Annotated in this window: 19 protein-coding genes; 13 read left to right on the plus strand and 6 right to left on the minus strand. The window is 38.7% G+C overall.

The features are described from left to right. Positions 1–5 precede the first annotated feature (5 nt). Entirely contained in the window at positions 6–1,214 is a 1,209-nt protein-coding gene (locus tag GLW08_RS15565; protein ID WP_160849569.1) for a transglycosylase SLT domain-containing protein, read from the minus strand. 194 nt (positions 1,215–1,408) lie between these two features. Between GLW08_RS15565 and GLW08_RS15570 the strand changes: the two genes are divergently transcribed. The 6 genes from GLW08_RS15570 to mbcS all read left to right on the plus strand — a co-directional run bounded on the left by GLW08_RS15570 (position 1,409) and on the right by mbcS (position 7,829). Continuing rightward, positions 1,409–1,861, plus strand: a complete 453-nt coding sequence (locus GLW08_RS15570; protein WP_160849570.1) for an SRPBCC family protein — start codon at positions 1,409–1,411, stop codon at positions 1,859–1,861. 216 nt (positions 1,862–2,077) lie between these two features. Further along, positions 2,078–2,926, plus strand: coding sequence for a YitT family protein (locus GLW08_RS15575; RefSeq protein WP_160849571.1), 849 nt, complete (start codon positions 2,078–2,080; stop codon positions 2,924–2,926). Positions 2,927–2,997: 71 nt separating this feature from the next. Further along, positions 2,998–3,681, plus strand: coding sequence for a GntR family transcriptional regulator (locus GLW08_RS15580; RefSeq protein WP_160849572.1), 684 nt, complete (start codon positions 2,998–3,000; stop codon positions 3,679–3,681). Positions 3,682–4,062: 381 nt separating this feature from the next. Continuing rightward, positions 4,063–4,701, plus strand: coding sequence for a YczE/YyaS/YitT family protein (locus tag GLW08_RS15585; RefSeq protein WP_160849573.1), 639 nt, complete (start codon positions 4,063–4,065; stop codon positions 4,699–4,701). A 196-nt stretch (positions 4,702–4,897) separates the two neighbouring features. Continuing rightward, positions 4,898–5,536, plus strand: a complete 639-nt coding sequence (locus tag GLW08_RS15590) for a YczE/YyaS/YitT family protein (RefSeq protein WP_160849574.1) — start codon at positions 4,898–4,900, stop codon at positions 5,534–5,536. Positions 5,537–6,245: 709 nt separating this feature from the next. After that, positions 6,246–7,829, plus strand: coding sequence for an acyl-CoA synthetase MbcS (mbcS, locus tag GLW08_RS15595; protein WP_160849575.1), 1,584 nt, complete (start codon positions 6,246–6,248; stop codon positions 7,827–7,829). A gap of 335 nt (positions 7,830–8,164) precedes the next feature. Here mbcS and GLW08_RS15600 read toward each other — a convergent pair whose 3' ends face one another. Then, positions 8,165–8,716 carry a GNAT family N-acetyltransferase gene (locus tag GLW08_RS15600; protein ID WP_160849576.1) on the minus strand — a complete coding sequence of 184 codons (552 nt, stop codon included), beginning with the start codon at positions 8,714–8,716 and terminating at the stop codon, positions 8,165–8,167. Positions 8,717–9,105: 389 nt separating this feature from the next. Here GLW08_RS15600 and GLW08_RS15605 point away from each other — a divergent pair, with 389 nt between their 5' ends. From GLW08_RS15605 to GLW08_RS15615, 3 genes are all read left to right on the plus strand, one after another. Continuing rightward, positions 9,106–10,437: an FAD-dependent oxidoreductase gene (locus GLW08_RS15605; protein ID WP_160849577.1), complete on the plus strand. Its 1,332-nt coding sequence runs from the start codon at positions 9,106–9,108 to the stop codon at positions 10,435–10,437. Then, complete coding sequence (locus GLW08_RS15610; protein ID WP_160849578.1) at positions 10,434–11,447, plus strand: class I SAM-dependent methyltransferase; 1,014 nt, start codon at positions 10,434–10,436, stop codon at positions 11,445–11,447. Before GLW08_RS15605 ends, GLW08_RS15610 begins: the two co-directional genes overlap by 4 nt. 89 nt (positions 11,448–11,536) lie before the next feature. Continuing rightward, positions 11,537–12,196 (plus strand): alpha/beta family hydrolase, encoded by a 660-nt coding sequence (locus GLW08_RS15615; protein WP_160849579.1) that lies wholly within the window; start codon positions 11,537–11,539, stop codon positions 12,194–12,196. An 85-nt stretch (positions 12,197–12,281) separates the two neighbouring features. Here the strand turns inward: GLW08_RS15615 and GLW08_RS15620 are convergent, their stop codons facing one another. Together GLW08_RS15620 and GLW08_RS15625 are read right to left on the minus strand one after the other, a co-directional pair. Continuing rightward, complete coding sequence (locus tag GLW08_RS15620; RefSeq protein ID WP_160849580.1) at positions 12,282–12,791, minus strand: cupin domain-containing protein; 510 nt, start codon at positions 12,789–12,791, stop codon at positions 12,282–12,284. Positions 12,792–12,906: 115 nt separating this feature from the next. After that, the gene (locus GLW08_RS15625; RefSeq protein ID WP_160849581.1) at positions 12,907–13,767 is read right to left on the minus strand and encodes an STAS domain-containing protein; all 861 of its coding nucleotides are present in this window, start codon (positions 13,765–13,767) and stop codon (positions 12,907–12,909) included. Positions 13,768–13,987: 220 nt separating this feature from the next. Here GLW08_RS15625 and GLW08_RS15630 point away from each other — a divergent pair, with 220 nt between their 5' ends. Continuing rightward, on the plus strand, positions 13,988–15,046 hold the full coding sequence (locus GLW08_RS15630; RefSeq protein ID WP_160849582.1) for a hypothetical protein: 1,059 nt from the start codon (positions 13,988–13,990) through the stop codon (positions 15,044–15,046). Positions 15,047–15,140: 94 nt separating this feature from the next. Here GLW08_RS15630 and GLW08_RS15635 read toward each other — a convergent pair whose 3' ends face one another. Together GLW08_RS15635 and GLW08_RS15640 are read right to left on the minus strand one after the other, a co-directional pair. Further along, positions 15,141–16,766 carry a BCCT family transporter gene (locus GLW08_RS15635; RefSeq protein WP_160849583.1) on the minus strand — a complete coding sequence of 542 codons (1,626 nt, stop codon included), beginning with the start codon at positions 16,764–16,766 and terminating at the stop codon, positions 15,141–15,143. A 208-nt stretch (positions 16,767–16,974) separates the two neighbouring features. Continuing rightward, the gene (locus GLW08_RS15640) at positions 16,975–17,586 is read right to left on the minus strand and encodes a nitroreductase family protein (protein WP_160849584.1); all 612 of its coding nucleotides are present in this window, start codon (positions 17,584–17,586) and stop codon (positions 16,975–16,977) included. A gap of 276 nt (positions 17,587–17,862) precedes the next feature. On the opposite strand from GLW08_RS15640, the gene GLW08_RS15645 reads away from it, so the two are divergent. From GLW08_RS15645 to GLW08_RS15655, 3 genes are all read left to right on the plus strand, one after another. After that, positions 17,863–19,101 carry an aminopeptidase gene (locus tag GLW08_RS15645; RefSeq protein ID WP_160849585.1) on the plus strand — a complete coding sequence of 413 codons (1,239 nt, stop codon included), beginning with the start codon at positions 17,863–17,865 and terminating at the stop codon, positions 19,099–19,101. Positions 19,102–19,376: 275 nt separating this feature from the next. After that, positions 19,377–20,093, plus strand: a complete 717-nt coding sequence (locus tag GLW08_RS15650; protein WP_160849586.1) for a polysaccharide deacetylase family protein — start codon at positions 19,377–19,379, stop codon at positions 20,091–20,093. A 72-nt stretch (positions 20,094–20,165) separates the two neighbouring features. After that, a complete protein-coding gene (locus GLW08_RS15655; protein WP_160849587.1) occupies positions 20,166–22,325 on the plus strand; it encodes an ATP-dependent helicase in 2,160 nt (719 codons plus the stop codon). Positions 22,326–22,530 lie beyond the last annotated feature (205 nt).

The following is a 22,530-nucleotide window of genomic DNA, read 5'->3' on the forward strand; positions in this document are numbered from 1 at the left end:
TGTTTTTAGTTCGATACCGTGAAGGATTTTGAGATAGGTGTGTCCATTTTGCCGCCAGTACTGGACACGATGCCTTCAATGTAAAGGGTGTAATTCATGCTAGATTCTAAGTAAGCGTTAGGATTCATAGTAAGGGACTTACCATCTTCGCTTAGTGTTACTTCTGATCGAACACCTACACCATTTTCGTTAACGATATATATGTTCTTTTCGTTAATAGAGCCAGTGTTCAGTTTTGTATTGAAGTTAATGTTCCACGTTTTACTTGGTTCCACTGTGCTAGAGTTGTCTGTCCAATCAGTGAAGTTGGTTTGTTTCATATCCATAGAACGTAGATTGGAAGATGAGATGTAGCCGCTAATGCCATTTGGACCTTTTACTTTGTAGTCCATATGATGGTTATCGTTAATTTTATCTTCAAAATAAGGGCCGTCTACAATTTCTAGTTCAGTATGAAATGCAAGTTTTGTAGGTGTAGAATCACGAGTTTCTCTGAGGCTACCATAATCGTAAATATCAGCATCATGAGAGTTCATTACATAAACCTCATCACCTTGTTGGAACATTTGAGTAGAAATCGTGTTACCGTTTTCCCATGTCTGGGAAGTTAGTTCATTAAACTTTAACTTACCATCATCATATCCAAAAAAGTCCTTTGGAAATGTTGGCATAGGGAATACGCTAACTAAGCTATCATCAGAAATAATTTGGTACACTTTTTCCTGATAGGTTTCTTCTTGCCTTTGAGGATCGTTTGTTTCAGAAGCGCCGTTATATGCCATCAATGGAAAATACCAATGTTCAAGCATCATTCGATTTGAGTCATTAATAGATGGAATCTTTTCTCCCATAAGCTCCCATTTTTGACTTAATACCTTGGCACCTATTTTAATGTTATAGGCAGTGTCTGTCTTTAGACGTTTTTTGTCGATATCAACGCTTGGGTGAGTATTCGTTACTTGCATTATACCAATGCCATTATCATCAGAAATGAAAGGTTTACCATTTTTAAACTGCATCATTTGACTCTCCTGATCCGCCACGGCTTTCAATATCTCTGGTGGGATTCCCTCTTCTAATGCAATTTCAGTTAGTAGCTCTCTCTTTTTGTCCATCGATAGTTCTTCGTATGTTTCTTCGGCAGCGCCAACGCTTGGGATTATGCTAAAGGTAACAAGCATAACAGTAAGTATTGTGGTTATCCACTTTCCCATGTAATATCCTCCCTTTCTATTAATCATCTTCTATTATTTTCCTTCTCTAGTATAAATGTTTTTGGTTTATTCGTACAATAATAGAAAATGATGCTAATGTAATAGGGATGTTTTTCTGATGAGGGAAAAGGAAACAGGGGAAGAAATAGGGAATAATAGATTACCGAGGAAATAAGGAAGGGGGGGAATCAGCTATGACTGCTTTTTCAGATAAAGTAACGATAGCGAAGCCTAAAACAGAAGTATTTACGTTTCTAACTAGCTTTGATAATGCGACAACGATTATGCCTAACGTTGTGAAAAATGAAATTCTCTCCGAGGGACCTTTTGGAGTGGGCACAAGATTTAGAGAAACAAGATTGATACGCGGTAGAGAGGCTTCTTCAGAAATTGAAGTTATAGAATATGAGCCAAGCGAGAAGTTCTCTGTACGTAGTGAGCTAGAGGGGCTAGCGACACTTTATCATTATAAGCTACAGTCAACGGAAACAGGTACAGAGGTTACATTCGAATGTGAAATTAATGCTTCCTCCTTGAAAATGAAACTAATCAAACCTTTATTCAAACGTATCATGAAAAAGGAAGATGGAGATCACGTTAGACGAATGAAGGAAGCGATGGAAGAAGAGAATAGTGAAAAAAGTTAATAAGAGAGAGGTATTTTTGAAGAAGTGAAATGTGCGGAAATATTCGCACATTTCACTCTTTTTATCAGGAAATGAACGAAAGATTTTGACATCGAAAAAAGTTTGTAAAAAAGGTGTTGAGGGTGTTTACATAGGACAATAAGGGCTCTATAATTTCAGATTGTACTACAATTTTGGTCGACAATATGAAAACATTTTCAGAAAAGGAAGATGCCTATGTTCAAAAATATCCTCTCATTCATCGTAATTAATCTAGGGGTTTTTTGTGTGGCTGCCAATGTCCACTTTTTCCTATCCCCGAACAGTTTAGCGACAGGAGGCGTCAGCGGTTTATCTATCGTGTTGAATGATGTATTCCCTGATATGTCCCTTGGTCTAGTCATGTTAATTTTAAATGTTATCTGCTTCTTGCTAGGTTTCATTTTCATTGGATTTAAATTTGGGTCAAAAACGATATATACAAGCTTTGCAGTTTCTTTTATGGTATGGGCGTTAGAAAAGTTCGCTCCAATGAGCCAACCGTTAAGCGATGATATTTTAATCCAGTTAATTATTGGACAAGCTATTGCAGCAGCTGGTATTGCGATGGTCTTCCATCAAGGTGCTTCTACCGGTGGAACAGACATTATTGCTATGATTCTAAACAAATATCTTTCCATTGATATGGGGAAAGCAGTCTTGTTCTCTGATATTGCTATTGCAGCTTCGTCCATTTTCGTATTCGGACCTCAAATTGGTCTCTATGCATTCTTCGGTGTCATTTTAAACGGTATCGTTATCGACTATGCTCTACAGCAATTCGATGATAATAAAGAAATTGTCATTATTAGCCGTGAGAGTGAAATGGTTCGTGAGTTTATCGTTCATGAACTTGGAAAAGGGGCAACGATTCATTCAGCGAAAGGCGCTTTTAACTATGACTCAAAAGAAGTAATTACTACGATACTGAAGCGTAAAGATTTCATTCGATTGAAGCGGTATATTAGTGAAGTGGATCATACAGCTTTTGTTACGGTGCATACAATGAATGAAATCATTGGACAGAACTTCAAACGTTTAGCTTAGCTTTGTTCAAGCGTTTTTAGATATGGTATGATAAGTGAAATAAGTGTTGAAAAAAGGATGAAAACACCATCATGAGTGATAAAAAATCGATGATTGATCATGTATATCAATCACTGAAGGAAGCTATTTTGTTTCGGAGAATAGCTCCAGGCACGCAACTGATTGAGAAGACAATCTCTGAGCAGTTGAATGTATCACGTACACCCATTCGTAATGGAGTGAAAAAGTTAGAACAAGAAGGACTTGTGACAGTAATCCCTAATCGTGGAGCCTTTGTGGTGCAGCCCACCCTCGAGGAAATCCATCAAGCTTTCTTAATGCGGAAAGAACTAGAATCCATGGCAGGTCGAATGGCCATTACGATGATTACGAGTGAAGATCTTACAAAAATGAAAGAATTGATTCAAGAAGAAAAAGAAACATATGAAAACAACGATATAATGGATTATATCCATGTCAATAAAGCCTTTCATATGTTCCTTGCCGAGAAGAGTGGCAATGCATTTCTTGTAGATTATATGGAACGAATCTTAGACCAAATCAATGTTTATTTAATGCTATATGATGTCTTTTATGACGTGAACATGATGCAAAGTAAACGATTTGTTGAACATGAGCAAATCGTTGAAGCCTTAGATAAACAAGATATTGATCGACTGCTCCACTTAATTGATCGCCACATGCATGAAAGCTTAGATTACATGCGAATTGAAAAACCATCTTATCAATCATTAGAGAGCTTGTTCGAAACCTGATTCTGTGGAATGTCAATGCATTCATGGAATCAGGTTTTTTGTGTGATTTGGGGAAGTGATTGAGCAGAAAGAAGCGGATAATCAGGTATAAGAGACGGATAAGCATAAGAAAGCAGCATATACCCCAGAAAAAGAGGCTGAGAAGAGAAGGTAGGAAAGTAACGGGAATCCAAGAAAAACAGCCAGATAATGAGGAAGAAAAATCGAACTACATAAGGGTTTTGTAAAGGAAAGCGCTTTAATGTTAAAAATCATTAACACGCTATATAAATGTAAGCAACCATATTGAAAGTTTAAATAACCGGTAGTAGAATGGCGTAGGAATTTTAGAGTAGTCGTGAGCTTTGGCCATATACAAGGAAAGAAAGGAGGGGAATCGTCATGCTATATAGAGTAACGATATACCTTCTTGGAATGTTAGTGAATTTCTTTGGAGTAGCCTTATTGATTAAAGCTACCCTTGGAGCTGGATTTTGGACAGCACTGTTTGCGGGACTTTCTGACAGTCTCGGTTATACAGTAGGTTTTTGGTATGCAGTCGCACAGTTAATCTTTATTTTTGCCAATGCTTGGCTCATGAAGCAGCCACCTGAACTAAGAGCAATTATTCCATTAATATTAGAGAGTCTTATTCTAGATTTTTGGGTGGAAATCGTGTTTAGTCAGCTAGATTTATCTATGGCTCCGTTAGCTGTTCAACTTACTTTCCTTGTTGTAGGAATTACCATGAGTGCGATGGGAGTAGCGATGTACATTCTTCCACAGTTCCCACGTGCACCTGTTGATCAATTGTTCCTGGCCATTGCAGGACGCTTTCGTATTAGTATGCGATTAAGCCAAACGTTGGTCGCTATTACAACTTCAACGTCTGCTTTCTTTATTGGAGGTCCAGTTGGTTTAGGTACGTTATTAGGCGTATTGTTTGCTGGTCCAATCATACAGCATTGGTACACGTTTTCTTACCCAATTTATTACCAATATCATCCTCATTATAAAGAGAGATTTGAATTGGTTTATTAAAAATTCAAAAACAATATGGAAAGCGAAATAAGTCAGTAATGCGATTGTATTCGTTTGCTTAAAATTATCGTAAAAAACATTTTGAGCACACGTATTGACCACTGCTGTAGTGGGATTTAGAATGGATTTTGCTAAAGAAGACATGTCGTTATTTAGCCCGGGTTCAACAAATCTTCTAAGAAAGGAGGAGATCGTGATGTTGTACAGAATTACGGTTTACCTTCTTGGTATGTTTACGAATTTTTTTGGTGTAGCTTTAGTTATTAACGCCACCTTAGGAGCAGGTTTTTGGACCTCTTTCTTTATAGGGCTATCAGATAAATTAGGCTATACTGTAGGTTTTTGGTATGGAATTACTCAATTTATCATTATATTTGTGAATGGTTGGCTCGTGAAGCAAGCGCCTGAATATAGAGCAATCATTCCAGTATTACTTGAAAGTGTTATATTGGACTTTTGGTTGGAAATTGTATTTGCTCGCATAGACCTTTCCGCTGCACCATTCTTGTTCCAAGTTGGAACATTGTTAGCTGGTGTAATTATCGTAGGTCTTGGTGTAGCAGTTTACATTCTACCACAGTTCCCACGTGCTCCGGTTGACCAACTGTTCTTAGCTGTAAGCCATCGCTTTAACTTAAGTCTTAGATTGGGTCAAACCATCGTAGCGGCAATTATGGCAAGTGCTGCCTTCGTTATCGGAGGCCCTGTAGGATTAGGTACTCTAGCAGGTATTCTTTTCCTTGGTCCAGCTATTCAATACTGGTACACAAGAGCATACCCTATGTACTATCGTTTCCATCCTCAATATCAGGATGACACAGAAATCGTTTATTAATGATTCACTAGAGACTGTTGTTTTTTGGGGAAAGTAAAAAATGAGCAGTCTCTATGTTTACTGAATAATAAAACAGTAAGTCTGTGTGCGAGGAGGCGATGCTATGCAAATGTACCACATTCTATTCTATCTTATTGGTATGTCAAAGCCTTATTTGTATATCAAGCATTCCATCCGAAACACGCAAACTCCAAACAATATCAGTATCGATATCAATATTATCAAGACCAATGGAGTACAAGTTAATAATATAATACGAGGACGTTCATTTTGTGTAAATGGACGTCTTTTTATTGTCTGGGAAATTAAAAAAGTGTTTGTTTGTGTGAACCAACCTATATCGTGTAGATGCAGCCCATACGTCGCTAACCGGGCGCTTGCGCTTTTGTTGAGTCTAGCTCCAGCGCCTACCCCCCTCGGGGTCTTAAGCAAATCCTCTCTGTGGCAAATATCGCCACGATGAGGCTTTGCTTAAGCCTGTCGGGGGTGAGCAAGGCGCTTGCGCTTTTGTTGAGTCTAGCTCCAGCGCCTCCCCCTCGGGGTCTTAAGCAAATCCTCTCTGTGGCAAATATCGCCACGACGAGGCTTTGCTTAAGCCTGTCGGGGGTGAGCAAGGCGCTTGTGCTTTTGTTGTACAAAGTTTTTTGAAAATTTGGTAGAATGGAGATGAGTTAAAATTGTCATTATTAAAGGAAGAGGAGATGTTGGTATGAATCGTGAAGACTTGATTGCTCCGGAACGGTATAATGTCGTGCAAGAGGTGGAACGTTATGCGGATGATCCGAACCATTTAGCGTTGAAGTGGGAAGATGATATGGGGAATCACCGTGAAATTACATATCATAAACTCCTACGAAATGCGAATCGAATTGGAAACGCTTTCCTAGAGCAAGGGTTAGAAAAAGGAGATAAAGTATTGGTCATGGTCCCAAGGTTGATTGAGGCTTATGAGGTGTACTTAGGGGCATTGAAAGCAGGGTTAGTGGTTATACCAAGTTCTGAAATGTTGAAAACGAAGGATTTACAATATCGAATCACACATGGTGAAGTGAAAGCGGTCGTGAGTCATTATCCATATGTGGAACAGTTTAGTGATATTGACCAAGCAGATGAATTAAAGAAATTTGTCTTCGGACAAAATGTAGATGGTTGGCTATTCCTTGATTATTTAATGGATCAAGAGTCTGATCATTTAGAGATTGCAGATACCTCCCGAGAGGATATGGCTTTTCTATCCTACACATCAGGGACAACTGGAAATCCTAAAGGTGTTGTTCATACGCATGGATGGGGGTTTGCTCACTTACGGACAGCTGCTGCGAATTGGTTAGCCATTGAAGAGGGTGATACTGTCTGGGCCACAGCAGGTCCTGGATGGCAGAAATGGGTGTGGAGTCCATTTTTATCTGTCCTAGGTTCAGGCGCTACCGGATTTGTTTATCAAGGTAAGTTCCAAGCGAAGAAGTACCTTACACTATTACAGAATCACGGTGTGAATGTATTATGTTGTACACCAACAGAGTATCGGTTGATGGCAAAAGAGGATCATTTAGACCAATACGATCTTTCACAACTTCATAGTGCCGTATCAGCAGGAGAGCCATTAAATCGAGAAGTGATTGATACATTTCAAAAGTACTTCAATGTGACGGTTCGTGATGGGTATGGTCAAACGGAAAATACACTTCTAGTCGGGATCATGAAGGGGATGGAGGTTAAGCCAGGTTCCATGGGTAAACCAACTCCAGGAAACAAAGTTGATATCATTGATGAAGAAGGGAACCCAGTAGGACCAGGGGAAGTTGGTGACATTGCGGTTCATTTAGATACACCAGCTCTTTTCAAACATTATTATAAAGATCCTGAACGCACGAAAATGTCTTACCGTGGTGACTATTACGTAACAGGGGACCAAGCCAGTAAGGATGAAGAGGGATACTTTTGGTTTGAAGGACGAAGTGACGATATTATTATAAGCTCTGGGTACACGATTGGACCATTTGAAGTGGAAGATGCGTTGGTAAAACATCCATCTGTCCAAGAATGTGCAGTAGTATCTAGTCCTGATGAAATTAGAGGAAATATCGTCAAGGCGTATATTGTTCTGAAGCCAGGTGTGGACGTTGAAGATCCTTCTCTTATCCCAACATTGCAAAAGCATGTGAAGGAGCTGACGGCACCATATAAATATCCAAGAAAAATAGAATTCATTGAAGAACTTCCTAAAACAACATCAGGAAAGATAAGACGTGTTGAGCTTCGCAAAATGGAAAAAGAATCTACAAATGCATAAAAAAAGACGGCGAAATGCCGTCTTTTTTTATTGTCTAGGAAATTATAAAAATGTTGGCTTGTGCATACCTAAGTAAGTTATAGAGGCCACGTCCAGCTCCAGTGCCCAGCGACAAGCAAACTTCCTCCACCTTCTTACGATAAGTCAACATCGAACGCTTGCGCTCTTCGTGTTTCCTTTATCTCATACGGCTCAAAGGAGGCTCGATTAACTTCGCTGCATCGTGCAGCAACATCGAACCAACCAACATTCTGAGGGCAGCAGTTTGTACGTCGCTAACCGGGCGCCCTGAGCTTTTGTTCGTTATAGCGCAACTTACGAGGTTATTAGAGTGCTTATGCTTTTGTTTGCTCCCATTCTCTTCTTAAAAGTCCATACACTATATGATCTACGTAATGATCGTATAGGTATTCAGCATCCCGTATGACACCTTCTTTTGTAAAGCCTAGTCGTTCTGGGATAGCCTGACTTCTTTTGTTTTCTGTAGCGCACCGGATTTCTATACGATTTAATTGGAGCGTATGGAAAGCATAATCGATAACATTCGAAACAGATTTAGTCATCAAGCCTTTTCCCTCAAAGTCCTTTCCTAACCAATAACCAATACTTGTTAGACCATGGTTTTGGTTTATGTAATGCAAGCCTACAACACCAGCAACTTCCCCCTTGTGCCAGATGGCTGCGTCAAAGCCATTGCCATTCGAGAACTTGTCCAACGTACTTTTAATAAATGACTCGGAGTCTTGTAGCTTTTTGTTTCCATCAATCCAAGGCATCCACTCTTTTAAATGGGAACGATTTTGATTTACTAGATTGAAAATAGGTCGAGCATCTCTTATTTCTAACAATTTTAGATAGGTAGATTCGTCGACTTCATGTGTGAACATGATTATACCCTCCTTCATGAATTAGTACGTCTAGCGCCCAGCAAACTTTCTGCCATCTCCCTACGATAAGTCAACATCGAATCGCTATTGCTATCCGTGTTTCTTTTATATCCTACTGGATTAGATGAAGTTCAGGAGTGATGGAGGTTTCTTTGATAATGGAGGTTCGATTAACACCGCTGCATCGTGCAGCAACATCGAACCAACCCACCTCCTCTGTGGGCGGCAATTTGTATGTCACTAAACGGGTCCTTGCGCTTTTCTTTTACGTTATTGTATCAAATGCTTAGGTGGATTGGAATGCAATTATGGATAAAGCATCCAAACGTTTCGACCCAAAATGATAGAGGAATATGGTAATTATATATAAGTACGGGAAGGGGGAGAGGATGAAGGATACAGACGTTTTAGTTCATGGTGGCGGGGTTGGTGGCTTGGCTCTCGCAGTGAAGCTGGCTAGTAACGGAGTAGATGTTGCGGTAGTAGAACAATTAAAGGCAGAGTCACCGTCTTATAAAGGTGAGTTACTCCAACCCAAAACACTCCAATTATTAGAGACGTTAGGATTATTAGATGAAATCTTGAAACATGGCCATACCTTCGACGCTATTGAATTCAATGAATTGGAAAGACGAGAAAACGAGGAACCAATCCATATAGGGCACTCCAAGATGGATTATAGTTTACTATCCTCCCCCTATAATTATGCTCTAATGATTCCACATGAAAAATTGAAAAAAATTATGTTGGATAAGGCAAGAGAGTATAGTGATTATTTCACCTATATTCAACCAGCTCGCTTCGTAGGATTCGAAGATGAAGTTGCTCAAATCAAGTACACCTATGATAAGACGTACGAGAATATGTCTGCTCATATCTATGTGGGAGCAGAAGGAAGAAATTCTCCTACTCGTAATGAGATGGGGGTGCATTCGGAAAGTAAAACATATAACCATCATTTTTTAACAGTGACGATTCCAAGACCTTCAGAATTTCAAAAAGGTAAAATAGTTACAACAAATCATCGTTTCTTAGGATTGTTCCCATTACCGAACGAAAAAGTTCGCACCGTGTTTTTAATTAAAGCAGGTGCTTACCAAACATTAAAACAAGAAGGGATTGAATATATTCACCAAGCGTATAGGGAATTATGTCCTGAGTTAGGAGACTATGTGACACAATTGCAATCATGGAAGGACATTCAATTGATGATTCCTACGATGTACCATGTGGATCATTATGTGTCAGAAAACGTGGCATTAATAGGCGATGCTGCTCATGCAGTGCATCCAATGGCTGGGGAGGGAATGAATTTAGCAATACAGGATGCAGATGTATTAGGACAACTCATTGTTTGGATGAAGCAACAGTCTACATGGGACATCAGTCATCTAAGGTGGTATGAAATAGTTCGACGTCCTCGAGCACAATTTTTGTTAGAGTTAAGCCATCTATCGGCGTTAGCCTACTCCTTTCCTTATCGATGGTGGAGGCAGGTTCGGATGAAAAGCATTGTGCAAATGGAGCAAGATCCTGTTTTACATGTTAAACAAATGTTGAATATATCAGGGTTAGGTCGATGGGATAATACGATTATTGATCGGGCCATTCAAATTGGTATTCTACCTAAGCGAAACAAACCCATTAAAGAGGATGAGCAGTTATCTTATTTTTTTGAACGGACAGAGGATTATCCATGGGAGGAAGGAGAAATAGAATGAAAGATTGGCAAAAGGCTTGGAAAGCAAGGAATTGGATGAAACGAAATGAGTCGTTCTTACATACGTGGCATGCGTATGTAGGGAATGAACTTAATTTATTTAAGGCTTTTGAACGACCAATAACAGTAATAGAAGTAGCGGCTAAGTACGAGTTGAGTGAGGAATTATTACAATGCTGGGTAGAAGTAGGTGCTTCCATTCATCATTTGCGAAAACGAACAGGTGAAAGATACCGTACTTCCAAAAAGAACTGTGGAGAATTCTTAGAGGAAGGAGAAGGGGATGGGATTGGTGCGCTATTAAAAGAAATGATGGAATTACATATTCCAACACTCTTATCTTATCCTGCATTTATGAAATCGAATGATCGAGCTTATTTTAACCATGAAAAGTATGGGGATGTTGTTGCGGAGACATCTTCATTGTTAGAGCAATTTTCGATACGTCGCATAAAAAAGACCATTCGAGAACGAAACATCACAAGAATTATCGATCTTGGCTGTGGGTATGGAGGATATTTAAGAAAACTAGCGGAAGTGTTCCCTACTATCCAAATGATTGGAGTAGATGTGAACGCCAAAGTTATCGAACATGCACGTGAAGCCTCGAAACACTACGATAACATTTCCTATATTGTAGGGGATGCATCTAATTGGAAGCCTGATGAAGATAAAGCTGATTTAATTCTTTTGCACAATATTTTTCATTATCTTGACCCAAATGAGAGAGGGAAATTACTAGAAAATTTGTCGCACTGGCTTAAACATAATGGTATTATTTCTGTTATCACTCCAATAAATGGAGCTGAGGGTGGCCAAGCTTTTTCTGCAGCATTTAATAGTTTCTTTGCAGCACATTCCAATTTATATTCTCTTCCCAACCAAATGGATATCTCTCACATGGCAGATGAAGCAGGTTTGACGCTATCGGAGTATATCCCTATTGTAAAAGAGGGAGGATGGTACTCATTTTGGCTTTATCCTAAACCTGTCTACATCCCCGAGCAATAATAGTAGAAAAATAGCTAAATAGAGATTTGCTTCACCATTATTTGGGAAAACGTAATACAGTTCCTAAATAATGGACAAGGAGGGGAAGTATGTACTCTATCAGCGAGAAAGAAATAGGAGGATACCAAGAGCAGCCTGTTTCCTCACGCATGATTCAACATGATGAGGGGGCTGATCGATTAGCTATTATACTCCCTGGTTTAGGTTATTCTATTGAAATGCCTTTATTGTATTATGTAACGTCTGTGCTAGTGGATTATGGATACGATATTCTACAAGTAAACTATCATTATGATCAAAAGGATTCCTTCAAAGAATTAAATCAAGAAGAGCGAGATGAATGGCTTTTTGCAGATGTAGACCGTTGTATTAAAGATGCTCTTCAAGACTCTTCTTATGATGGATATGTATTAGTCGGTAAATCTCTAGGGACAAGGGCGATGGTCCAAGAACTTACCCTGAGACAAGAATTTGCCGATGCAAAAGCGATCTGGCTCACCCCGTTATTAAACGAAGATAAAGTAAGAGATACGTTGATGCAAATTCCGCAGAAGAGTCTTGTGTTTATAGGTGAAGAAGACCCTCACTATCTGGAGAACTCGTGGAGAGAGCTTGAGGATCGGGAGCATATCATCACATACCTTATGCCAGGAGCAAACCATGCTGGTAATGTTCCTAGAAATACGGTAGGCTCTATTCAAGGGATGAAGCAGTTAATTCAACATATTGAAGCGTTTTTGAAAACGTAGTGTTTATGATTAGATTAAGATACAAACTAAAAAGGAAAGCACCCGGCTAGCATATAAGTCGCTAAACAAGCGCTTTCGCTTTTCTTTACTTCCAAAGAGTTAGCAAAGTTCCTTCTTTTCCGAAGACTGGGTCAGTATTAGGTAGGGAAACGTGGTTTATATTATTCAATACTTTAGCTCGTTCCGATGCTTTGCCTTCGCGTAAATCTTTTTTCTGACCCTCTGGATAGGCTCCGACAACTCTGAATTCATCAGTGGAATCTAAACATTTATGGCCAACGCCTGCAGGGATGGTAACGACATCTCCAGCTTTTACATGAATAGCTTTCCCTTTTTTTCCACCAAATTGAATGGTTGCTTCACCACTCAGCACACCTAACACTTCATGAGCGGTACTATGGAAATGATGGTAGCTAAAAACGCCACCGATCCATGTATCTCCCCAACCTTCTTTTAAAAAACGATCATCCATAGGGTATTGTTCATTATTCAAAGCACTTGGGTACAACACAAGTGGTAACTGAGCATTGTTTGGGATGGTTCCATCATCTATGAAATAATATGTTACATAATCTGCTGGCTTATAATCTCCCATTGTTTACCTCCCTCTTTATTGCTATTTCCATAAATCCCCTTGCTGTAGATGCATTAAACAGAAAGAAAAAGCCCTTAGATCATTCCGATCCAAGGGCTTGTAACTTGTATTGTTCCTAAGTTGTAAGGTCCGTGTTTTCCCCTTCATGAAAATTGATAGCATCAAGAGCATGAGATAATGTGCTTTTGATCGTAATATTGGAAAAGTCAATTCCTAGTTGGATTGCTACTTGAGCAACTTTAGGGTTCATGCCACAGATGACAGATTTAACACCTAATAGATCTAGAGATTGAATAAGTTGAAAGATGTGATGGGCTACTATCGTGTCAATGGTCTGTACGCCAGACATGTCCAAATAAAGTGTTTCATAAGGATGTTTACTACATTGTTCTAATGTGCTCTTTTGAATATGGGATGTTCTGGTCGAATCCAAATCACCGATTAACGGTAAAATAGCTTCTTTATCTGTGATTGGTATTACGGGAGCACTTAGTTCATTGATGAGTTGTTGTTGGGCATGCATTTGAGTTGTGTTGGTCTTATCGTAATGTTCAACGAATTGGAGGACAACATAATCATGTGCGTCATTTAATAATTCTCCCCAACGCAAGATTGTATCTAAATCTACTTCATCATTATAGATGAACTGTTTGATTTTATCCCATAACATACTTCGGAAACGGCGGAATTCCCCTAATGTTTCATGAATAGGTACTTGTTCTGATACTCTTCTTTCAGATACTTCCTCTGCCCATTCTTTGAGTTCTTGTTCTGGTGAAGACTTTTCAGAAATAAAGACTTTACTCATCGCATCTAATAATTTTTGGTTATTTTCACGTAGCTGTTTTTCTGTCTCTTCACCTGCATCAGAGGCATAGATAGACTTCGTTCCTTTATGTCTTCCATCTAACCATTCTTGTGTAATTTCGCTAGCATTGTTTTGTAAAAATTCATATAAATCTTGTGCCTTAGACATTCTCTGCACCACCTTCAAATTCTCTTATTTCCTATAATAAATGACTAACGACGTAATGGGAAGTCATAACAATAAAGATATAGTAATACAGCAAAAAGGTCTGTTATTCATGAAACGGAAACATACCTTTTTACGTCAAAGGGATTGAAATGATCATTTAGATAACTTATCAGATCTGATTGAGTTCAATAATGAAGATGAGAGAAGGAGGAGTGTTACCATGAATAAACTGCTGACTATCTCTTTTTCAGCAACCTTATTTTTTACAGGATGTGGAGTGGATTCATTCCAAGGTAATGGGGATACGATTAATGAGACTAATGCACAAACTCAAAAAGAAGATAAACCGAATGGAGATACAAACAATAATTCAGGAACTGGAAGTAATGATGGAGGAGATGCTGAATCTTCAACAAATTCATTAGATAAAGGAAGAGCACAAGTTATATTAGAAGATTATGAGAAAGCCTTTAAAATGGTTATAAACAATACAAATGATCAACAAAAACTGAAGGAATATAGCACGAAACAGGAATTGCAAGATCATTTTGAGCACTTTATGTCAACAGATCGCGCTAATTCATTTGTAAATACCTATTTTAGAGTAGAAGAGGATGGATTATATGTTAAAGCGATGGGTGGACCTACCTTTTTACTTGAAGATGAAGCTTTCTCTTTTGAAAAAGTAAGTAATCAACAATATCAAGTAATTCAAGAAAGATATAACCAACAGATGGGTCCTACGAATGTACGAAATATATTTACACTTGTTAAACAAGATGGGATATGGATTGTTGAGCAAGTAGAGCAGGAAGAAATCAGTGGAGACAATGAGAATACTTCCCCTGATAGTAATGAGAGCAATATAGAAAGTAAAACGTTAACAAAAGCTCAAGCTACAAGAGTTCTGGAAGAGTACGAAACAGCTTTCAAGAAGGTGGTAAGCTATACGAATGATGAAGGAATCCAACAAGAGTACACCACCAAAGAAGGTCTGGAGACGCACTTTGAACACTTTGTAGCGCCGGATATCGCAACTTCATTAGTTGATACCTATTTCAGAGTTGAAAATGGAAATGTATATGTGGAAGCTAAAGGCGGTCCGCTATATCTAAATGAGAACAACCCATATCAATTTTCTGAAGCAGATAACGGGATGTACAAAGTTACGCAAGAGATTGATAATGAAATGAGAGGGCATATCCAAGTTGAGTTCGTATTATCTACACGAAATACGGTATGGGTAATAGAAGAAATCAATACGACACAGCTTGACTAGAAAAGCGGAAGCGCTAGAAAAGATACTAACTTTGCAGATAACTAAAAAGGCACGCTCCAATGATGGAGCGTGTCTCTTTAGTGTTAGTTATATCTTAACCTACTCTTGAATCTTTATCGTTTTCGTCATCTTTATTATTACGTTTGAGACGTTTGTGAATTTTGTCTGAGTCTAAGTTAATGGTTTTCGACTCATACCCTTCTGATGCTTTAATGTCAGCATTGGATGCTTTCATAAAGGACCATGCGAGCATAATCATAATGATAATAAGCGGGAAACCACCTACGATACTGGCTGTTTGCAGTGTACCTAGTCCGCCGAGATACATTAGTGTTAATGGCAATAAGCATAGTGCAAATGCCCAGAATAAACGGTTCCAACGAAGTGGTTCTTCTTCAACTTGCTTCTGTACAACGGAAGCAAGGATGTAAGAACTTGAATCAAATGTTGTCGCCAAGAATATAATCGCGAGCACGGTAAAGATTCCAATCATAAGTGGTGCTAATGGAAGTTGACCCATTACACTGATGATGGCAGCGGGTGCTCCTTGATTATTTAGTACCCCGATAACGTCAAATTCCCCAGTCATCTGCATATACATTCCAAAGTTACCTACGATACCGAAGAATAGAATACTTCCAAGTGTTCCGTATATAATCGTACCTAGAATCATTTGACGAATCGTGCGACCACGAGAAATACGAGCGATAAAGAGCCCTACGAATGGTGCATATACAAGCCACCATGCCCAATAGAAAATAGTCCATGATTCAGGGAATAGGGTTTCTTCAAATTGACCTAGATTACCAAAAGGTTCTGTCCATGTACTCATGTGAAAGAAGTTATCTAATAGTAATCCTAAACTGTTCGTTGTTGTTTCTGCGATGAAACGAGTTGGTCCAAAAATAAAGATGAACCCAAGAAGGAAAAAGGCTAACCATAAGTTTATATCACTCAATACCTTGATTCCTTTTTTCAATCCAGTGTATGCACTAACGGCAAAAATAACGGTACAGACAACTAAAATAACCGTTTTTAAGCCAATCGTTACTTCAATACCTGTAAGACTTGAAATACCTTGTGCAATCATCGGAGTACCAAGGGCTAGAGTAGTTCCAGCTCCTCCCATTAATCCGAACATGAATAACACATCAATAATTGTTCCAAGAGGACCGTCAGCGCGTTTACCGATTAGAGGGCGGCAAGCTTCACTGATTTTAAGTACTGGTTTTTTACGTACATAGTAGAAATAAGCAATTGGTAGTGCTGGTAAGGTGTAAATAGCCCAAGCGATTGGTCCCCAGTGGAAAATACCATAGGCACTTGCCCATTGAATCGCTTCTTTTGTGCCACCTTCCATACCGAATGGAGGAGATTGATAGTAGTAGGCCCATTCGATCGTACCCCAGTAGAGGATACTAGATCCAATACCTGCACAGAAAAGCATCGCTGCCCAGGAGAATGTGCCAAATTCTTGTTTTTCATCCTTGTCACCTAATTTTACGTGACCATTTTTACTAAACGCGACATATATGAGGAATAAGAAGACACCGATTCCCATTAGCATAAAGAGTACACCAAAGTTTTTGGTCATGTAGTCTTTCGCTTTTAAAACGATTTCTTGTCCTTCTTGAGGAAAAACAATAAGTGGGACTGTTACAGCTAACAGTAAGAAGAATGCCCCTATAAACGTGGGCCAATCAATAATTTTGGTTTTCATCTAATCGTCCTTTCTTTTAAGTACATTTGTTATATTACACTATTAATCTCACATTGTACAGTATGAATTGTACAATCTTTTTGAATTAACAGAAAAGAACGACATGATTAAACTGTATTTGGTGTTTATTATTGCAGGATAAAAGCTCTATATTACGAAAAAACACCTGCTGTAAGTTAGCAGGTGTTCACTATGATAATATATCGGATTAGATCCAAGTAGAAACTTGATCTAATCCCATTCGTGGTGTTTTAGCCGGTGTCCAAGCTTCTTCGCCGATTGAAATGAGCATAACAGGTTCATAACGATCCGATACATGGAACGTTTCTTTTAATTGGCTACCTGAAAATCCACCCATTGCTAGAGTGTCATATCCCCGAGCTTCAGCAGCTAGCATGATTTGCATACTCACAAGTCCAGCATTCACAAGAGCTGTATCGTGTGCTGCCTGATGGTTTTCATACACTTTATTAATGGTGCTAGTAATGCCTGCCTTCATCTCGCTTGTAATAACTTCTTGTTCAACAAGCGGATCAAAGGCAGGATCGATATTGTGATACGCTTCTTTATCTGCAAGCACAGCTACAGTGGCAGCTGAGTCGGTTACTTTTTCTTGTCCAAATGCAACAGGAAGTAGTTTCTCTTTAGCATCTTCGTTATGGAAAACTAAAAAGTGCCAATGTTGCAGGTTGAAAGAAGAGGGAGCTGTAATGGCATCTTCTAGAATGGCATTCAGTTCCTCTTTTGTGATACTAGAATTCCTATCAAATTCCTTAGTTCCGTTTCGTTTATGCATCGTTTCAATCAGTTTTGTATCCATAAAAGAACCTCCTTATATTCTTGTCTCGAATTTGAGATTTATCTATTTAATGTTTAAATAATTATGAGAACACGCTAAGTAGTATAACGAATGCTCCATCTCTTTTTCAATAAGAGTGCTTGTTGTAATTATTCCCATAGAAAAACGTAGCTTCTAAACAAATCATTGAAATAAATTTATGATGATAGGAAAAACTAAGAGCAGTATATATTACAATTTTGAAAGCGTTTTGTTAAGATATTTAGTGACACGAAATTTAGAGGGGGAAAATAAAGAATGCCTAATAAACAACAATTGGAAAAATATGCAGATCTAGCTCTCAAAAAGGGGGTGAACTTACAAGAGAACCAAACATTAATGATGAATGCTCCGATAGAAGGCGCTGATTTAGCTCGAATCGTAGCTCGAAAAGCCTATGAAATGGGTGCGAAGAATGTACATATTAATTGGTCAGATGATACCCTTCAACGCTTATGGTTCGATAACGCTGCGCAAGAAGTAATTGAGTCTGTACCAGAATGGAAAGTGGATATGTTTGATGCCTTTGCCGAGGAAGGGGCAGCTGTTTTATCCATTCGGTCAACAAACCCCGATTTATTAAATGGAGTGGATTCTAGTCGTATTGCTGCAGCAAACAAAGCATCTGGAGAAGCAATGAAAAACTTCCGCCAATATACGATGAACGATAAAATTACATGGTCCATTGTAGCGATACCAAATACAGAATGGGCTCAAAAGGTGTTCCCTGATGTTTCAGAACAAGAAGCTGTAGATAAGCTTTGGGAACAAATTTTCACGATTACCCGAGTAGACCAAGAGGATCCAATTAAAGCTTGGAATGAGCATAACGAGATTTTGGGGAAGGCACGAGATTTTCTAAACAAAAAGCAGTTTAAAACATTAATATATAAAGCACCAGGTACAGAGTTGGAGGTTGAACTACCTGAAGGACATATTTGGAAAGGCGGAGCTTCTACATCGGAACAAGGCACCACATTTAATGCCAACATGCCTACGGAAGAAGTGTTTACGCTACCTCATAAGTATGGGGTGAATGGAACAGTTGCCAGCACGAAGCCACTTAGCTATGGAGGCAACTTGATTGATAACTTTACGTTAACGTTTGAAGAGGGAAAAGTTGTAGACTTCAGTGCTGAACAAGGATATGAAACACTGAAGAATTTATTAGACATGGATGAAGGTGCTCGTCGTCTAGGAGAATTGGCCTTAGTCCCTCATCATTCTCCAATTTCTCAAAGTGGCATCATCTTTTATAACACATTATATGATGAAAATGCATCCTGCCACTTGGCACTTGGAAAAGCATACCCAAGTAGCATTAAGGGTGGAGCAGATATGAATGATGAGAAGCTAGATGAAAATGGCGTCAATAACAGTATTGTTCATGTTGACTTCATGGTTGGATCTGGTGAACTTAATATTGATGGCATCACTGCAGACGGAAGTACAGAACCCGTTTTCCGTAACGGAAACTGGGCCATTGATTTTGAATAGATAGAGATAACTCCCATCTTAGGTGGGGGTTTTTTTATGGCGTAAGTGTATGTGGGGGACTCACGCATATCAAGGGAGAACCCACGCATAACAAGAGCCCCTCCGCTCACCTGAAGTTTGAAAAAATGCTTGTAAAGGATAAGCATGGGAATTTGTGGCTGTTTCTTTTATATTACAGTTCTATTAAAACGGTTTTGATAGCGTTTGATAATAATAAGGGGAGGCTATAGAAAAAGTAAACAATCTTCTATCATCCTATAAAAGAGGCGATCATCATGCGAAAACTGATTAATAGCTTGCTTATGACATTCATTGGTGTTTTTTTACTTGTTTTCAGCTTATATCATTTAATGAATGCACAAACTTATCAAGTCGCAGGAAAACTCATAACTGATGTCGATACTGATGCAAAGGTTGTTGCTTTAACGTTTGATGGCGGTCCTACTGAAATAACAGAAAATATATTAGTGTCCCTTGAGAAGTACAAAGTACAAGCTACCTTCTTCCTGAATGGAAGTACAATTATGAAATATCCTGAGCAATTGAAAAATATTGTCCAAACGAATCATCAAATTGGAAATCAGAGTTATTCATACGAGAAAATGATCTTCAAAAGTCCTTCATGGGTGAAGCATGAAATTGAAACCACCGACCAATTGATTCGTGATGCTGGCTATGAAGGTACCATTCCTTTTCGCCCCCCTTATGGCAAGAAACTATTTGTTCTTCCGTTTTATCTCCAACAACAAGAACGCGATACCGTTATGTGGTCCATTGAACCTAAAATCTATGCTGATATTGATTCAGAGCCAGAAAGTATCATTCAAGATGTGAGCAGCAGTGTAAAACCTGGATCAATTATTTCCCTAGAAGTAATGTATGAGAGTAATGAACAATATACTATTGAGACAATTGAGGGCATCATTGAAAAACTATCTGCAAAAGGATATTCATTCACGACAGTTTCTAAACTAATGACTTATCAGAAGTAACAACGCCCCCCTTCAATATTAGAGGAGATTATAGTATACTAAATCCAAACAAATGTTCTGTGAGGGATCGGTATGGAATTAGGTATGCTAAGTGGATTAAACGAGATGCAACAATTAGCGGTTACGACAACCGAAGGATCCATTCGAGTAATTGCAGGTGCAGGCTCTGGGAAAACGAGAGCGTTAACGAATCGATATGCCTATCTCGTTAATGCTCTTGGTATCGAACCATCTAACTTATTGTGTGTAACGTTTACGAACAAAGCTTCACAAGAGATGAAACGCAGGGTTAAGAAATTAATAGGTGGAGAGCGGGATACAGGTTATATTTCCACTTATCATGGTTTTTGTGTACGGATTCTACGAGAAGATATCCATCATCTTTTCTACCCGAAGAACTTTCTGATCTTAGATACGGAGGACCAAAAAACTATACTTAGAGAAATATACGAGGAACTGCAACTAAAGATTAATGATAGCAAGTTTAATCGTATTCTAAAAAAAATAGCCGAAATGAAAATGGATACAGAGTATGTGTATCAATTGATGAATCGAGAGAATCCTATTGATCCCGAAAAGACGGAAGATCAAGATCGCAAAATTATCTTGATGTATTTGAAAAAGCAAAAGCGGGTTTATGGGCTGGATTTTGATGACTTAATGAACTTTACTTTTGTCCTGTTCAAAGAGTATAAAAAGGTACTAGAAAAGTGGCAGGATCACTTGCATTATATCCAAGTCGATGAGTTCCAAGATAGTAGCTCTAGGCAGTTTGAATTAATTCGTTTGTTGAGTGAAAAGCATAAGAACCTTTTCGTAGTAGGTGATCCAGATCAAACCATCTATGAATGGCGAGGCGCTGATCCGAAATTTATTGTTCATTTTGAAAAATGGTATCCAGATTGCCAAACGATATTTCTCAATCAAAATTATCGCTCAACTCCAGAAATTCTTGAAATCGGAAATTCATTAATACGAAACAATAAATTGCGAGTGGATAAAGATATGTTTACGGAGTCTCCTTCAGGATTGAAGGTGATTCATTATCATGGGAAGAGCGAACAAGAGGAAGCGAAATGGATACTAAACCAGATCAAACACTTGGTGAAGGAAAAAGGATCCAGATTAAGCCAAATTGCCATTTTGTATCGGGCAAATTATTTATCCAGGTTTATTGAACAAGAGTTAATACATGAAAATATAGAATATGCCATATTCGGTGGGTTTAAGTTCTTTGAACGTAAGGAAATAAAAGATGCACTAGCTCTCTTGCGTTTGCTAGCTTTTGGTGATGATTTATCTTTCTTAAGGATTGTGAATACGCCCAAACGCCAGATTGGAAAAAAACGCATCCAACTATTACGTGAATGGGCCGAACAAGAGGGGCTAACTTTATATGATACGTTAAAGAAATATGCTCAACATGAACAATTCCAAAGGACGAAGGCACAAGAATTTGTGCAAGCTATAGAGTCATTAAAGGTAAAAAAAGACGAAGTAGCTGTTTCAGATTTACTGCAGGATGTATTACAAGCAACAGGGTATGAAGCATTGATTCGAGAGGACGGAGACCAAGATCGATTAGATAATGTTATGGAACTCCAACGATCATTAGTTCAGTATGAAGCGTCTTATGGGGAAGACTTATCATTAGAGTACTACCTTCAGATGCTTACGCTGTACACAGAAAATGACAGGGAAGATGATAAAGATTCTGTTAAGCTCATGACGATTCATACGGCTAAAGGACTGGAATATCCATATGTATTTTTGATTGGAATGTCGGAAAATATCCTTCCAAATGAGCGTTCCTTACGAGATCGGAAAGAGTATGCGTTAGAAGAAGAGCGACGCTTAGCTTATGTTGCCATTACTAGAGCGGAGAAAGAGTTATATCTTACCGAATCAGAAGGATTTACTGGAAGAGGACAGAAGAAATATCCATCTCGTTTTATTTTCGAATTAGATGAAGAACGCTGCCGTCATATTGGGGTAATGGATCGAAACCTGGAAGAAGAGGCAAAAGAAGTTATCCGTGTAGCCAGAAGGCTACAAACACAACCAGAAACAGAAGCTGCACATGATGAAGGGGCTAAAGTACATCATCCTGTCTTTGGGGAAGGTATTATAGAAAGTATCGATGAAAAGAAACAAATGTATATGGTTCATTTTGAAACAATGGAAATTACTAGGCCGATAAGCTGGAGTTTTAAAGGTCTTACAAAGGAATAAAGCTAGAGTATGTAGTTGATCAAACGTTTGATCAACAAAAAAAATCCTGATTGTACCTCTTGTTGAGGGTGATCAGGATGTTTTTTGTTCGTACAGAAAGTAGTATATGAGTGGTGCATTTATGCTAGCTCCAGCGCCCAGCGACTAGTGTGCTTCCCTCGCCTCCGGTCGATAAGTCAACATCGGATCGCTATCGCCCCGTGTT

Origin of the sequence: Pontibacillus yanchengensis (assembly GCF_009856295.1) — a bacterium.
Taxonomy (GTDB): Bacteria; Bacillota; Bacilli; order Bacillales; family BH030062; genus Pontibacillus; species Pontibacillus yanchengensis_A.